The sequence below is a fragment of the Nocardia sp. PLKS1-43 genome (genome assembly GCF_059510335.1).
Genome location: NZ_JCAJZQ010000011.1, coordinates 26,950 through 41,692 on the forward strand (window position 1 = coordinate 26,950; position 14,743 = coordinate 41,692).

Here is a 14,743-nt window from a genome sequence, read left to right on the forward strand (position 1 = left end):
TCGCGCTCGCGCCCGCCACGCGTCCGATCGGCGAGACGGGCAGCGAACTGGTGTCGGCGTTGTCCGGGTCGAGGGGGGTCAGGCTCGCGGAGTGTCGTTTCGGGCGCGGGGAGCCGGCGGGACGGGGTTGCCGTTCGACCTGCGGGTATTTATTGCCAGTTCATTCACAGTTTTCTCGCGGAGGTTCTCGAGGTAGCGGGCGCAGGATCGGTAGTTGTCGGGTTCGACCGGCACGGATCAACTGCCCTGATCCGTCATCCCAGCCATCGGCGGCGCTGCACTCCCTCGCCAGCGCCGTCGTTCGGCGTTCTGGCCATCTGCTGGCAACTTATCAGCGTCTTCTCAGGTGAAAGACCTGGTAGGCATGGGTGTCCACAGGCACAATCACTGGTGGGGGTTGGACCATTTTCCCGCTGCCGGCGCCGTTGAACCTTGGCCGCGGCGCCGGCAGCAACTTTTCGGTATCGTGCGGCGGATCGGGCGGGCACGTCGGTGCGCGCACCGTTTCAGGGGCCGTATTCGTGGTGGTCGCTCAGGTCCGGCAGCCGGCAACGTCCCGCGACGACCTCCGCCGCCAGATCGTCGTAGGCGACGGCCAGTTGACTCAACCGGCGCCAGGCGTCGCTGATCACCCATTCGGGTGCGGTGGTCAGGGTCAGGTAGGCCAGCGCCGAGAACTGCGCGAGCCGGTCGACGACGGTGCCCACCGTCTCGGTATGCAATCGCACACCGCGGTGGGCATGGGGTAGCTCCCGCGCGACCCAGCGATCTATCTCGTGTACCAGGTGTGCTCTGCGCCGATCGATATCGGCGGCGACCCCGGGACTCGCATCGAGCCGCTGTTCGTGCAACTCGGCCAGCCGGCATGCGGACCGCAGCACGAGATTTTCCCCGTGCGGCAGACCCCGGCAGGCGTCCAGCAGCAGGTTCTTCGGCGGGAGTGGTTCCACGCCGGATATATTGCCCGCCAAATATTTCCGTATAGCAACGGAGGATGGTACGGGGTCAGACCAGGTCCACCCGGACGCCCGCATCCCGGATCGCGGCAATTGCTTCTGCGCCGGCCGCGGTATCGATGACCAGGATGTCCACGTCCTCGATCGGGCAGATGCGGGCCAGCGCAGTGGTTTCGAGTTTCTCGGCGGTCGCCACCACGATGACGCGGTCGGCGCGGCGGACCATTTCGGCGTTGATACCGGACTCGTCCAGGTGGCGGCCCTGGGCGCCGCCCGCGGCGGTGATGGCGTTGACCCCGAGAATCAAAGTGTCCAAATGTAATTGGGACATGGCGCGCTCGGCCAGGGGGCCGTGCAGTTCGTAGGACTCGCGACGGGCCTGGCCGCCGATGCAGATGGTGCGCAGATGCGGGCGCAGCACGAGCTCGCCCGCGATATTCAGCGCATTGGTGACGATGGTCATCGGGTTGTCCGCCGAGGTCGGCAGATCCGGTCGACCGGCCAGGGCGCGGGCCACCGCCGTGGTGGTGGTGCCGCCGTTGAGGCCCACCACCTCCGTCGGTTCGACAAGTGCCGCAGCGTATTCCGCGACGCGCTGTTTGGGTTCGTCGCCGTTGCCGCGATATCGGGCGGGCAGATCGTAGGCGACCGAGGTCGCCACGATGCCACCGTGCGTGCGGGTGGCCAGCTGCTGATCGGCCAGGGAGGTGAAATCCCGCCGGATGGTGGCGGGCGAGACCGACAGGATCGCCGCGGCTTCCTCCACCGTCAGCCGTCCGGACTCGGAAAGCAGTTCCAGCAGGCGGTTCCAGCGCTGGGAACGGTCTGTCGCGGAGGTCATTTCACGCTTCCAGCGGTCAGACCCGCGACCAAACGCTTCTCGATGAACGCGAACAGGATGACAACGGGCACGACGCCGACAGTAGAGACGGCGAATACGTACTGCCAAGCCGTGTCGTACTGCCCGATGAACTTGGTCAGTGCCACCGACAGCGGCTGATTCGCCGGGGTGGTGAGAATGACCAGGCTGGCGGCGAATTCGTTCCAGCAGGAGACGAAGGCGAAGATGGTCGCGGTGACGATGCCCGGCCACACCAGCGGCAGGCTCACCCGGGTGAGGGTCTGAATTCGGTTGAGCCCGTCCAGTTGTGCGGCCTCCTCGATCTCCACCGGAACCGAGGCGAAGAAACTGTGCAGGATCCACACCGCGAAGGACAGATTGAACGCGGCGTTGACCAGAATCATCGCCAGCCAGGTGTCGTTGATGCCGAGTGCGAAGAACTCCCGGATCAGACCGGTCACCAGCACCACGGGTTGCAGCATCTGGGTCACCAGCACCAGGCCGAGGAAGGCGAGTTTGCCCGGAAAGCGCCGTCGCGCAGTGTAATACCCGGCGGGGATCGCCACCAGCAGCACGATCACGGTGGCGCACACCGAGATCACGATGGTGCTGACCATATTGAACGGCAGCGGTGTTTCCGGAGTCTGCCACATGCTGCCGTAGTTGCCCGGACTCCATTGGTGCGGCAGATAACTCGGCGGGATGTGCAGGATCTCCGAACGCGGTTTGAGTGAGCCCAGCACCATGACGATGTACGGGATCAGGAAGATCAGCGCGATCACGATGCCGACGATGGTGAGATCCCAGCGCCGGCGCGGACGTTTGGGCGGTGATTGTGCGGTCATCGCGCTTCCTCCCCGGCCGGGCGGATCAGTTTCATGTAGATCACGATGATCACCACGATCAGCACGAAGTTCAGCACGCTGAGCGCGGCGGCGGTGTTCAGCTCCTGATTCTGCTGAATCAGTTTGAAGGTCAGCGTCGTCGTGGTGTCCGCGCCGAATCCGGCGATGCTGCCGGTCAGTACCTGCAGGATGGGCAGCGAATTGAACACGTTGATGATGTTGATGATCGCCGCCACCGCGATCGCCGGACGCAGTTGCGGCAGGGTGAGATAGCGGTATCGCTGCCATGCGCTCGCGCCGTCCACCCGGCCCGCCTCGCCCAGCTCGGCCGGAATCGATTGCAGCCCGGCCAGAATCGTGTAAGTGGTGAAGGGGATGGAGACGAATACCGCGACTCCGATCGCGACCAGGAACGCCGGGCCCGCCTGTTTGGTGAACCCGAAACCTCGGTGCAGGACGCCGATATCGACCAGGAAGCGATTGGCGATTCCGACGTCCGGATCGAGCATGTACGCGAAGACCGTCGTGGTCATCACCACCGAGGCCGCCCACGGCACCAGCACCGCCAGCCGGACCGCGGTGCGGCCCGGAAAATCCTTGTTCAGGAATTGCGCCAGCGCGGCGGACAGCACCAATGTGATCAGCACGACCGCGACCACCCAGACGACGGTGTGCCCCAGCACGCTACCCAGCGCGCTGATCCCGAACAGCCTGCGGTAGTTGGCCGTTCCCGCCGGGCCCAGATCCTGCCCGTACGAGGTGAGTTTGCGGGTGGAGGTCCAGATCATGTACGCGGCGGGGAACGCCACGATCGCGGCGATCAGCACCAGCGCCGGGCCGATCCACGGCAGCGCGCGCAGCGTTGCCGTGGATCGGCGCGAAGTGGATGCCGCCGGGGCGCTGGTCAACTCGCCGCCTGCTGGATGGTTTTCAACACCGTCGCCGGATCGGCGCCCTGGGTGACGGTGCCGAGCTGCTGCTTCATCGAACCTTCCACCTTGGCCCACTGCGGATTGTTGCTCGGGTAGAACTTGGCCACGGGAAGCGTTGCGCCGAAGGCCTTCACGACCGGATCGTCGGCCATGGCCTGCGCGCCGCTGGTGGTCACCGGGATGAAATGCTCGGCCTTGACGAAGGTGGCGTAGGTCTTCGGCTGATAGAAGAAGTCCAGGAACTTCTTTATCGCCGGACGCTTGTCCACCTTCTTCTTGAACGCCATCAGATGATCGGCGACGCCGAGGGTCACCGGCGCACCGTCCTTGGTCGGTGTCGGCGCGGTGGCGTACTTCAGGCCCGGATTCTTCTGCTGGATCATGTTGATCACCGGCGGCAGGCCCTCGATCATGCCGATCTTGCCCTGGATGAAGACGTTGATCAGCGGGGTGCGGTCGGTCGCGCCCGGATTCGGTTGTGTCGCACCGGCGTCGGCGATCGCCTTGATCGCCCGCACGCCCTCGAGGTTCTGCGGGGTGTCGACGGTGAGGTTGTTACCGTCGGACCAGTTCCCGCCCGCGCCGAACGTCCACAGCGAGGTCTCGGCCTGGGTCTCCTCCTGGCCGAGTGGCAGGCCGTAGCCGGAGATGCCGCCGCCCAGGGCCTGGATCTTCTTCGCGTCGTCGGTCAGCTCGGCCCAGGTCTTCGGGGGGGCGGCGATACCCGCCTTCGCGAACAGGTCGGTGTTGTAGAACAGCGTGCGGGTGGACGCGAACAGCGGCAGCGCCCACTGCGTTCCGTTCATCGAGGCGTTCTGGACGAAGCTGTGCTGCAGATCGCCCAGCACCGACGAATCGGCGATATCGCTTGCGGGATAGAGTTTTCCGTCCGAGGCGTAGGTGGAGTAGGCGTCGATGTTGAGCAGATCGGGTGTGCTGGACTCGGATTGCAGGTCGGTGCGGACCACGTCGGGGATCTGCTTCCACGACTCCATCTGCAGATCGACCTTGATGCCCGGGTTCTGCTTCTCGAAATCGGCGATGATCGAATCCCATTCGGCCTTCGTGCCGTCGCTGTAGATCGGCGCCAGGAAGGTGATCGTGTTGGGATCGTCGGCATTGGACTTGCCGCCGCCGAACCCACAGGACGAGACGGTCAGCGCCAGGCCGGTGGCCAGCGCGAGCGCGGACAACGCGCCGCGGAGTGGACGTTTCACGAGAGAGCCTTTCAATGCTGCACACCCGGCGGGGCGAACGCGGATGATGAAGCGAACGGGTCGATTGGTCCGAATCTAGCCCAATCGGTGATCGAATGTGACCGTTTCGAATGTAAAGTTGACATGAACGATCATCGGGGTGATTCTGGTGGCGTGCCGACCTCCGCCGATCGCAACCCCGAAATCCGTTCGCATCCCGAGACCCATCTGGCCGCCGAGGTGGTCACCCAGCCCGACGACTGGACGCGCGCCGCGCGGACCGCCGCCGACCATGCCGCGCTGCTGCCGCAGCCGGGTGAGCGGGTGGCCGTGATCGGTTGCGGCACCTCGTATTTCATGTCCCGGGCGATCTCCGCGCTGCGTGAATCCGCCGGACAGGGGCTCACCGATGCCTGGCCCGCCGGGCAGGTGCGCGGCCGCGACTACGATCGCTACCTGATCATCTGCCGCTCGGGTACCACGACCGAGGTGCTCGAGGCGATGCGCGCACTGCCCGAGGGGGTGCCGCGCGCGGTGATCTGCTCGAGTCCGGGCACGCCGGTGCTCGACCTCGCCGATCCGATCCTCATCGCCGACGTGGACGAGCGGTCGGTGGTGCAGACCCGGTTCGCCACCACCGCGCTGGCGATCCTGCGGTGGCATCTGGGCGAGGATCTCGAGCCGGTGATCGCGCAGGCCCGCGAGGTACTCGCGCAGGACCCGGCCGAATCACTGGCCGCGGTCCGGTCGGCCGAGCAGATCAGTTTCGTCGGAATGGGTTTCGCGGCCGCCATCGCGGACGAGGCCGGGCTCAAATTGCGCGAGTCCTGCCAGTCCTGGACCGAGGCGTACCTGGCCACCGAATGGCGGCACGGGCCGGTCAGCATCGCCGCGCCGGGGCGCGCGGTGTGGGCGTTCGGTGCGCTGCCGTCCGGTTTGGCGCAGGACGTCGCGGCCACGGGTGCGCATTTCGAACATCGCGATATCGATCCGATGGCCGATCTGGTGCGCGTGCATCGGCTGTGCCAGGTGCGCGCGGCCGATCTGGGCCTGGACCCCGACCACCCGCGCAGCCTGAATCGCTCGGTGATCCTGGGCTGACGGGTCAGTGGTGCGCAATCTCGGACCCGCGGATGCGGTCCTGGCCGTGGATGTCGGCGGGACGACGATCAAAGCCGAGATCACCGATGCCGCAGGCGATGTGCTGAGCAGCGGTACCGTCGCGACGCCGCCCGGTGCGGCGGCCTTCGATGCCATGGGCGCGCTGGGAGATCGGCTGCTCGCGGAACTTCCTGTCACACAACGTGACCGAGTGGCGCGGGCCGCGGTGATCCTGCCCGGCATCGTGGATCCGGTCCGTTCGCTGGCGGTGTTCAGCAGTAATGTCGGGTGGCGGGATGTGCGGGTGGGCACCCGGTTCGCCGACCGCTGGGGCATGCCGGTACTGATCGAACACGATGTGGCGGTGGCGGGCTGGGCCGAATGGCGATTCGGCGCGGGCCGAGGCCGCGACGACGTCTGCGTCCTGATTCTCGGGACGGGAATCAGCGGAACCTTGTCGATCGGTGGGCGGCTGGTGCGCGGCGCGGCCGGTCAGGCCGGGGAGTACGGGCATATTCCGGTGCGCCATCGAGACGGGCTGCGCTGTCCGTGCGGCAATGTCGGATGTGTGGAGACGGTCGCCTCCGGTGCAGCCATCGCCCGCGCCTACACCGCCCGCACCGGACGTGAAATACCCGGAGCGGAAGCGGTTTTCGCCGTGCTGGACAGCGATCCCGAGGCGCGAGCGGTGGTGGCCGACGCCATCGATGCGCTGGCCGAGGGATTGTTCGGCGTCATCCACGCGACCTGCCCGGAACTGGTCGTTCTCGGCGGCGGCCTGGCCCGCGCGGGTGCGGTGCTGACCGGTGCGCTGCAGGACCGGTTGACCGAGCTGCTGTGCGTGGTCCCCGCGCCGAGGGTGGTGCTGGGTGAGTTCGGGGCGCGTGCCGGACTGGTCGGGGCCGCCCGATATGCCCGCTCGGGCACGCTGGAATGACGCACCGTCCGAACCCTCCCGGCCGAATTTGCCGAAAGGTTGCGGTGTGGCGAGGCCGGACGGGTACGGTTCGAGCGCGGGCATCGAGGCAGGTGGTGCGCGAGGGTGCGATGGACGAGGTGATGGTGTGAACCGAGAGCCGCAGACCCGGCTGCGGGGCCGTATCGTCGCGGCGTCGAATTCGCTCGAGGACGGTGTCGTCACGTTCCGAGGCGAGCGGATCGTCGCGGTGGAGTCCTTCGCGTCCTGGGCCGGCGCCAATCCGGACATTTCGCCGCCTTCCTTCGCGGGAACGGTGATTCCCGGGCTCGTGGACATCCACAACCACGGCGGATTCGGGCATCGGTTCGATACGACGGATCCGGACGAGGCGCGCGGTGCGGCCGAATATCATCTGCGGTACGGCAGTACGACAGTGCTGGCCGGGATCGTCACGGCCGCGCCGGACGATATGGTCGCCCAGACCGCCATGCTGGGCGAGTTGGCCGCCGAAGGGGTGATCGCGGGCGTGCACGCCGAGGGACCGTTCCTGTCGGAGATTCGTTGTGGTGCACAGGATCCGCGCTATCTGCTCGATCCCGATCCCGCCCTGATCGATCGGCTGCTCGAGGCGGCGGCCGGTCGGCTCCGGGTGATGACCCTCGCCCCGGAGCGCCCCGGATTCCGCGCGGCGGCCGAACGACTCGCGGACAACGGTGTCGTCGTCGCGCTCGGACACAGCGACGCGCACTACGGCGGATTTCGGGAAGCATTGTCGCCCAACGGCTTCGGGACACTGGTCACCCATCTCGCGAACGGCATGCCGCCGCTGCACCATCGCGCACCGGGGCCGGTGGCCGCCGCGCTGGTGGCCGCGGCGCACGGCGACGCGGTAGTGGAGTTGATCGGCGACGGCGTGCACCTCGACGCCGGATTCGGCGCCCTGGCCTTCGCGACCGCTCCCGGGCGCGTGGCGTTGATCACCGACGCGATGCAGGCGGCCGGGCTGCCCGACGGGGAATACCGGCTCGGCCCGCAGGCGGTGTCGGTCAGCGCCGGGGTGGCGCGGGTCGCGAGCGGGTCGATCGCCGGAGGCACCTCGACGCTGCTGGACTGCCTGCGCTGGGCGGTGCGGGAATGCGGTGTCGCACTGCCGGATGCGGTGCGCGCGGCGACCAGCACCCCGGCCGAGGCGGCAGGGCTGGACGACGTCGGCGATCTGCGCCCCGGGCTCTACGCGGACATTCTGGTTCTCGACGAGGACATGGGGTTGCGTCGAACCCTGCGACGAGGAAGGTAGTTGACGTGATCCTGACCGTGACCATGAATCCCGCCTACGACATGACCTATCGCGTGGAGCGTTTCGATCGGGGGCGCGAGCACCGTGTGCTGTCGGTGGAGCAGCGCATCGGAGGTAAGGGGATCAACGTCTCGCGAGTGCTGAACCAACTCGGGAAGTACTCGCGGGCAACCGGTTTCGCCGACCATATGTTCGCCGCGACCGCCGAGCTCGAGTTGCCGGTGGACTTCGTGCACGCGCTGCCGTGGATTCGGCGCACGGTGGTGATCAGCGAATCCGGCGACGGGACCGCCACTTCGCTGTGGGAGCCCGGCGCGCGACTGAGCGAACCGTACGCGATCGATCAGCTGAAGGTCAGGGTCGCGGGCATGCTGAACGATTCCGGGGGGATGGTGGTGTCCGGATCGCTGCCCGCCGGGGTGGCCGACGGGGTTCCCGCCGAGCTGGCGCGCACCGCGCTGGCCGCTGGAGTGCCCACGATCTGCGATGTGGACGGCCGGGCGCTGCAATTGGCCGCCGAGGTGCCGGGCATCGTGCTGATGCCGAATCGGGACGAACTCGAGCGGTTGACCGGAACGCCCGCGGGCAGTTCGGAGGAGGTGGTCGCCGCGGTGCGGCCACTGATCGAGCGTGGCGTGCGGGCGGTGGTCGCCACGCGTGGCGCGGCGGGCATCGTCGCGGTGACCGCGTCGGGAGCCTGGTCCGGGGTGTCGCCCGAGCCGATGGCGGGCAATCCGACCGGCGCCGGTGATGCCGCTGCCGCCGCCGTCATCGCCGCACTCGCCGCCACGCCCGAACCGGACTGGGCCGCGCTCGTGGCCGACGCCGTCGCGACTTCCGCTGCGGCCGTGGTCATTCCGGTCGCCGGCGAGATCGATCGCGCGCTGCGCGAGCGGTTGGCTCCGGATGTCGTCGTCACCGAACTCGACGTCGTGCCCGGAAGGAACGCATCATGAGTCCGATTCCCGTTCCGGAGTTGTTCGCCGCGGCCGAACCGGGTGGGGTCGGGGCGTTCAACGTGATCGCCCTGGAACATGCCGAAGCCATCGCCGCCGCCGCGGAAGCGGCGAAACGTCCGGCGATCCTGCAGATCTCGGAGAACACCGTCCGGTATCACGGCGGGTTGCGGCCGTTGGCGCGGGCGTGCCTGCAGATCGCCGAGGACAGTACCGCCCCGCTCGCGGTGCATCTGGATCATGCGACCTCGCACGAATTGATCCGTGCGGCGGTCGAAGTCGGCGTGCGCTCGGTCATGTACGACGGGTCGCGGCTCGAATATCACGAGAACGTCCGCAGCACAGCGGACATCGCGCGCTGGTGCCGGGAGCGCGAGGTCTTCACCGAGGCCGAACTGGGCGAGGTCGGTGGTAAGGACGGTGCGCATGCGCCGGGTGTGCGCACCGACCCGGACGAGGCGGTCGAGTTCGTCGCGGCCACCGGCGTGGACGCGCTGGCCGTCGCGGTCGGATCCGCCCATGCCATGCACACCCGCGATGCGATCCTGGACAACGATCTGATCGCTCGGCTTGCCGCGAAAGTGCCTGTGCCCCTTGTTCTGCACGGCTCATCGGGGGTGCCCGACACGGGACTGCGCTCGGCGGTGCGCGCGGGCATGCGGAAGATCAATATCGCGACTCGGCTGAATATGGTTCTGGCGCAGTCGGTCCGCGCGGAACTCGCCGCCGACCCGACGGTGTCCGATCCACGCCGATACCTCGGCCCCGGCCGCCGTGCCGTACAACAGGAGATCGAACACCTGCTGCGGGTGCTCGGTTAGCCGATCGCCACCACGCGCGCGGATCGGCGGCTCATCCCGCCCGCGTCTCGCCGGGACCGCCGCTGACCCGAATACTGTTGTCGTCGAGAGCATCTGCGCCGGAAACGGCGGTGGTCGAGCGGTTCTGCCGCAGTGCCGCCACGGCGATCAGCGCGACCATCGGGATCGTCACGGCCAGGCTCACCCATCCGGTGCCCAGGCGCAGTCCGTCCGAACGGTCGGCGGCCAGCCAGTCGGTGGCCGACGCGCCCAGCGGCCGGGTGACCACGTAGGACGCCCAGAAAGCCTGGATCGCACCGAGCCCGCCCCAGCGGTGCGCGACCGCGGGGACCGCGATGACCACCGCGAACAACACGGTCGAGGCGAGATAGCCGAGGTGCATCTTGCCCGCGGTCAGATCCCCGGCCGCGGTGCCGAGCGCGAACGTGATCATGACCGTCGCCCAGTAGAACGCCTCACGCCGCCCGTTGGTGATGCTGTGCACGGACAGCGTTTTCTCGCAGGCGTACCAAACGGCGAAGATCACGCCCAGCAGCACCAGGAAGGCGACCGTCGAGACCGGCAGCGGTATGCCGAGCTGGAAATCCACGATATCGGCCACCATCGTCCCGAAGATGCTGACCATCACCACGGCCGTCCAGTAGATCCACGCCACATAGCGCCGGCTGCGGAACTGCGCGGCCAAGGCGATGATCAACGCCAGTCCCGCACCGCCGACGGCCAGTTCCGGCGGTACATGCGAGACCAGGAAATCGGAGAACGTCTCGCCCATCCCCGTCGAGAGCACCTTGATCACCCAGAACAGCGCGGTGATCTCGGGCACCTTGGTCGCGAGTGCGCGCGCGGGCGAAATATCAACTGACACAGGATTCATCACGTATGCACGGTGCCCGAACATCGCTGAGATCCCACTGTGAGCGACCTGGCATCGGTTCCCAGCCACGCGACTTCCCGCGCCCGGCCCCGGCATCGGGTCGGTGGGAATTCGGCTGCCGGTGGCGCGCCGCCGGGGTGCCGGTGGGGTCCGGCGGTAGGGTTCGCCTCGGATTCGCTGTGCTGAATCGATCCTGCTGGATGGGAGAGATGATGTCCGACAAGGGGGTTGAGGCAGGGGAGTACGAGGCCGCGCGGATGCCGGGAACCGTGCGGGTGGCCCGGGTACTGGCGTGGGCGATGGCGCTGATCGGTCTGGTCTGTGTGGCCTCGGCGGGGTGGTTGTTCGGTGCCAGGTCGGCGGGGATCACCGCGGTGTTCTTCGTGCCGAGCTGGCTGCTGGGGTTGCTGGCACTGGCGTTCGGGGCGGTGGGCGAGGGAATTCGGGTCACCGCGGTGTTGCTGGCCGCGCTGAACATGCTGTGGACCGTGCCGTCGATCCCGGCGGGACGCCCGCCCGGATGGCTGGGGCCGGCGAGCGCGATCCTGCTGGTCGTGCTCCTTTTCCGGCGTTCGGCGCGAGCCTGGTTCGCGGGAGTGTGACGGTCAGGGCGTGGTCAGTGCGGGAAAGGGGCCGGTGTGATGCGCCGGCGCGCGCGAGCGCACGGCCAGCAGTTCGGCGGCGAGCGCGACGGCGGTCTCCATCGGGGTGCTCGCGCCCAGATCCAGGCCCGCGGGGCTGTACAGCCGGGACAGCGATTCGGCGTCGAAACCGCCGGCGTGCAGGGCCTCCATGCGCTGGGTGTGCGCTGGGCCCGCGCCGAGTGCGCCCAGATAGCCGAATTCGGGTAGCCGCAGCGCCGTGGTGAGCAGCGGAATCTCGAATTTGGGGTCCTGGGTGACCGTCACCAGGGCTGTACGGTAATCGATCAATCCGGCGGCGGCCTGCGCCTCGAGATAGCGGTGCGGCCAGTCGACGATCACCTCCGCACCCGGGAAGGACTGCTCGGCGGCGAACCGCTGCCGGGCGTCGCAGACCGTGACCCGGTAGCCCAGCAGTTTGCCCTGAGTGCACAGCGCGGCGGCGAATGCGTTGGCGCCGAAGATGATCAGCCGCGGCGCTGCGGCGTACGAACAGCAGAACACATCGGATTCCGGCAGCGCGACCAGTTCGGTGTTGTGCCGCCGGTCGGTCACCAGATGCTGGCCGATCACCGTCGGGTCCGAATGCCACACCACAGTGAACACGGTGACCGGCTTGAACCCGGCGAGATCCTGTGCGACAGCTGGGAATTCGGGAAAGTCGTCGCGCGAGAACGGTTCCACGAAGACGTCGATGGTGCCGCAGTCGGCGCTGTCCATACCGGTGCTGGGATCGAAACGCTGTAATTCCTTGCGGCCGGAGCGGGCCGAGTGAATCGCCGCGTCGTAGATGGCGCTTTCGTAGCACCCGTCGGAGACCGAACCGAAGACGCGTCCGTCGGGATCGACGAGCATCGCCGAACCGATCGGCATGGGAGCCGGACCGAACGTCCGGACCAGAGTCGCGAGGGCACCGATCCGCCCGGAGTGCCACACCCGCAGTAGATCATCGACGATGTCGCGCATCACAAGCTCCCGATCGGCGTGCGCGAGTGGGCGGATAGTCGTGGTCACGTCCCGTCGCCAGATCGTCACACGTGACGGCCACAATATCCGGTCTTTTGACCAGAAACTCCCTCGCTCCGGAATTTCCTTGTGCGGTATCGATCACCGCTGCCCAGTGCTTGTGATATAGCACAACCGGATGACCGGGGCGGCCGTGGAAAGCCGCGCGGGCCAATCCGCTCGGCGCGGTGCGCGCGGCCGCGAGCACCCGGGCCACGACGTCCGCCCCGACGTCCGGAGTGTCCACCGGCATGATCGCCGCGTACTCGGCCGGATCGGCCGCACTCGCCGCGGCGGTCAGTCCGGTGCGCAGCGACGCGGCCAATCCCACGGCCCAGTCCGCCGCCCAAACCGGTTGTGCCCCTTCGGGTATGGCGATTGCCGGGGACTCGGACAGCAGCCACCGGCCGTCCGCGTCACGCCGGGCCGGACCCGTCGCTCCCAGTACCACGTGCACTCGCACACATCCCCCTTCCAGTAGTGCGTCCACCGCGCCCCGCAGCCACGCGCCGTCCCGTGCGAGCGCCTTCGGCCGCCCGTACCGGGTGCCCGCCCCCGCGGCGAGCAGAATCCCGTCGCAGCGTCCCACATCCATTCCGCCGAGCGTAACCGCGCCGAATCGGCTTCGCCGTCCCCGAATACAACCGGAACGTGGCACGGGACCGATGCCACCGGGACCGACTGTGCGTGCCCTGACATCGGTCCTGGTCGCGGATCCGGCGTCAGGCGAAGAGTTCGCGAACGAACGGGATCGAGTCGGGTTGGGAGGCCAGGACCGTGCCGCTGTGATCGGTCGGGTAGGTGCGGAATGTGAGAGGCTGGCGGTTGGCGGTGAGGACCGCGGCGAAACGCAGGGTTTCCGGAGTGATCACATCGGTGTCGAACAGGCCCTGGCCCATGAACAGCGGCCTGTCGTAGCCGGTTTCGGGGAGGCCGAGGTAGTTGTGCAGCAGGCCGTGGAAGTCCGGGATCGCGGCCAGCGGGCGGGCGAACAGATCGCCGCCGACCACGCGGTTCGAGGTCAGGGCCGCGCCCAGCGGGCCGAGGCATTCGGTGCGGGCGCGGTCGACCCAATAGCGGCCCGCGGGAGTCAGGTAGGACTCGATGTTCAGTTCCGGATGGGCCGTGCGCAGGCCGTTCAGGATGTAGAGCGTGTAAGCGGTGGTGTCGCCGCTGAGCTTGATCGGGGGGACACCCGGGCCCAGCGCGGTCAGGACGTCCTCGATGTATGCGGGGGTTCCGGTCGCGACCGCGCCGCGGTAGTCCAGACGCGGGCCGAAGGCGGTCGCGTACCGGGCGGTGGTGACCGCCGCACCGGCGCCCTGCGATTGCCCGACGACGACCCACTTGTGCGCCAGCGTCGAGTAGTGGCTGGTCGCCGCGCGGACCGCGTCCACGACGTTGTGCGCCTCGACCCGGCCGTCCAGATAGGGGTGCTCGCCCGGCGATCCGAGCCCCGCGTAGTCGGCCGCGACGATCGCATAGCCCTGCTTCAGCCAGGTGCCCAGATAGGACCAGTCGCGTTCGACCGCGGCCGGCCCGGCGACGCTGTAGGCGCAGTCGTCGCCGATGCCGACGGTGCCGTGCGCCCAGGCGACGACCGGCCAGCCTCCGGCGGGCGGTGCGCCCGGCGGGAAGTAGACCGCCGCACTGGCCGTGGTCGGCGCGTCGCCGACGGTCGTGGTGCCGTAGAAGAATCGTTGCGAATTCACCGAGCCGGGCAGTGTTGCCGCCGCAGACAGGGGCTGGACCGATTCGAAGCCGCCCGGGACGGGGGCGGCCTGGGCGAACGGCTGCTGTAGCAGGGCGGTGGCCGCGGCGACGGCAAGGGCGGCGGCGATCGAGAGTTTCCGCATCGTGCTCCTCGGCTGCTGGATTCGGGCGGGGGATTCGGCTGGGTAAGTCTCGCAGTCCGACCCCGCTCGGGTGCGCCGGGACACGACTGTGACCGACGTCAGTGACCGCCGCCACGGAACGCGGGCCCCAAGAGCTGTGAAGGTCGTCACAGTCGGCAATGCGGGCGCCGCGATTCGGACGATGGTAGGGACCGCGCTAACAGTACGTGCGTTACGCAAATCCGCATGTCAGCCCTACCTGCGAGTAGATTATCTGCCCGCAATTCGAGCGCAAATTTTGCAGAGTTAGCAAACGGGGTGTGAAAGCTAGCCGAGATTTACATTAGCAACAGGTAGACGGCACTTTTTCTGTATGCCATCGTGTGGAAGTACACCCGATGGGCATAGCAAGCCTGCGAATTGCCGCTCCAGCAGTGTTCGGACATCGCAGGGCCCCGACCGCCTCCCCGCAGTCGGAACCCGACGAAGTCAGCACATGGGGCACCAGAGACCCGAACTAGGAA

At 67.8% G+C, this 14,743-nt stretch carries 15 protein-coding genes; 6 read left to right on the forward strand and 9 right to left on the reverse strand.

The features are described 5' to 3' along the window. Positions 1-506: 506 nt before the first annotated feature. Genes AC5WS7_RS30250 through AC5WS7_RS30270 form a run of 5 tightly spaced genes read right to left on the reverse strand, consistent with a single transcriptional unit; the run spans position 507 to position 4,791 of the window. Positions 507-950: a DUF4254 domain-containing protein gene (locus tag AC5WS7_RS30250; protein ID WP_495958011.1), complete on the reverse strand. Its 444-nt coding sequence runs from the start codon at positions 948-950 to the stop codon at positions 507-509. Between the two features lie 55 nt (positions 951-1,005). After that, on the reverse strand, positions 1,006-1,797 hold the full coding sequence (locus AC5WS7_RS30255) for a DeoR/GlpR family DNA-binding transcription regulator (protein WP_495958012.1): 792 nt from the start codon (positions 1,795-1,797) through the stop codon (positions 1,006-1,008). Further along, on the reverse strand, positions 1,794-2,642 hold the full coding sequence (locus AC5WS7_RS30260) for a carbohydrate ABC transporter permease (RefSeq protein ID WP_495958013.1): 849 nt from the start codon (positions 2,640-2,642) through the stop codon (positions 1,794-1,796). Before AC5WS7_RS30260 ends, AC5WS7_RS30255 begins: the two co-directional genes overlap by 4 nt. After that, positions 2,639-3,550 carry a carbohydrate ABC transporter permease gene (locus AC5WS7_RS30265; protein WP_495958014.1) on the reverse strand — a complete coding sequence of 304 codons (912 nt, stop codon included), beginning with the start codon at positions 3,548-3,550 and terminating at the stop codon, positions 2,639-2,641. The genes AC5WS7_RS30260 and AC5WS7_RS30265 overlap by 4 nt, the downstream gene beginning before the upstream one ends. After that, a complete protein-coding gene (locus AC5WS7_RS30270; protein ID WP_495958015.1) occupies positions 3,547-4,791 on the reverse strand; it encodes an extracellular solute-binding protein in 1,245 nt (414 codons plus the stop codon). Before AC5WS7_RS30270 ends, AC5WS7_RS30265 begins: the two co-directional genes overlap by 4 nt. Before the next feature lie 153 nt (positions 4,792-4,944). Between AC5WS7_RS30270 and AC5WS7_RS30275 the strand changes: the two genes are divergently transcribed. The 5 genes from AC5WS7_RS30275 (at position 4,945) to AC5WS7_RS30295 (ending at position 9,864) form a co-directional block, all read left to right on the forward strand. Further along, positions 4,945-5,871, forward strand: coding sequence for an SIS domain-containing protein (locus AC5WS7_RS30275; protein ID WP_495958016.1), 927 nt, complete (start codon positions 4,945-4,947; stop codon positions 5,869-5,871). 10 nt (positions 5,872-5,881) lie between these two features. Beyond that, positions 5,882-6,808, forward strand: a complete 927-nt coding sequence (locus AC5WS7_RS30280) for an ROK family protein (RefSeq protein WP_495958017.1) — start codon at positions 5,882-5,884, stop codon at positions 6,806-6,808. A 127-nt stretch (positions 6,809-6,935) separates the two neighbouring features. Continuing rightward, positions 6,936-8,087 carry an N-acetylglucosamine-6-phosphate deacetylase gene (locus tag AC5WS7_RS30285; protein WP_495958018.1) on the forward strand — a complete coding sequence of 384 codons (1,152 nt, stop codon included), beginning with the start codon at positions 6,936-6,938 and terminating at the stop codon, positions 8,085-8,087. 5 nt (positions 8,088-8,092) lie between these two features. Further along, the gene (locus AC5WS7_RS30290; protein ID WP_495958019.1) at positions 8,093-9,043 is read left to right on the forward strand and encodes a hexose kinase; all 951 of its coding nucleotides are present in this window, start codon (positions 8,093-8,095) and stop codon (positions 9,041-9,043) included. Beyond that, complete coding sequence (locus AC5WS7_RS30295) at positions 9,040-9,864, forward strand: class II fructose-bisphosphate aldolase (protein ID WP_495958020.1); 825 nt, start codon at positions 9,040-9,042, stop codon at positions 9,862-9,864. The genes AC5WS7_RS30290 and AC5WS7_RS30295 overlap by 4 nt, the downstream gene beginning before the upstream one ends. A 31-nt stretch (positions 9,865-9,895) precedes the next feature. Here AC5WS7_RS30295 and AC5WS7_RS30300 read toward each other — a convergent pair whose 3' ends face one another. Then, entirely contained in the window at positions 9,896-10,738 is an 843-nt protein-coding gene (locus tag AC5WS7_RS30300) for a COG4705 family protein (RefSeq protein WP_495958224.1), read from the reverse strand. A gap of 209 nt (positions 10,739-10,947) precedes the next feature. Between AC5WS7_RS30300 and AC5WS7_RS30305 the strand changes: the two genes are divergently transcribed. Continuing rightward, positions 10,948-11,340 (forward strand): hypothetical protein, encoded by a 393-nt coding sequence (locus AC5WS7_RS30305; RefSeq protein WP_495958021.1) that lies wholly within the window; start codon positions 10,948-10,950, stop codon positions 11,338-11,340. Between the two features lie 3 nt (positions 11,341-11,343). Here the strand turns inward: AC5WS7_RS30305 and AC5WS7_RS30310 are convergent, their stop codons facing one another. The 3 genes from AC5WS7_RS30310 to AC5WS7_RS30320 all read right to left on the reverse strand — a co-directional run bounded on the left by AC5WS7_RS30310 (position 11,344) and on the right by AC5WS7_RS30320 (position 14,240). Beyond that, entirely contained in the window at positions 11,344-12,345 is a 1,002-nt protein-coding gene (locus tag AC5WS7_RS30310) for an XdhC family protein (protein WP_495958022.1), read from the reverse strand. After that, entirely contained in the window at positions 12,326-12,979 is a 654-nt protein-coding gene (locus tag AC5WS7_RS30315; protein ID WP_495958023.1) for a nucleotidyltransferase family protein, read from the reverse strand. The genes AC5WS7_RS30310 and AC5WS7_RS30315 overlap by 20 nt, the downstream gene beginning before the upstream one ends. A gap of 127 nt (positions 12,980-13,106) precedes the next feature. Next, positions 13,107-14,240 (reverse strand): lipase family protein, encoded by a 1,134-nt coding sequence (locus tag AC5WS7_RS30320; protein WP_495958024.1) that lies wholly within the window; start codon positions 14,238-14,240, stop codon positions 13,107-13,109. Between the last annotated feature and the right edge of the window lie 503 nt (positions 14,241-14,743).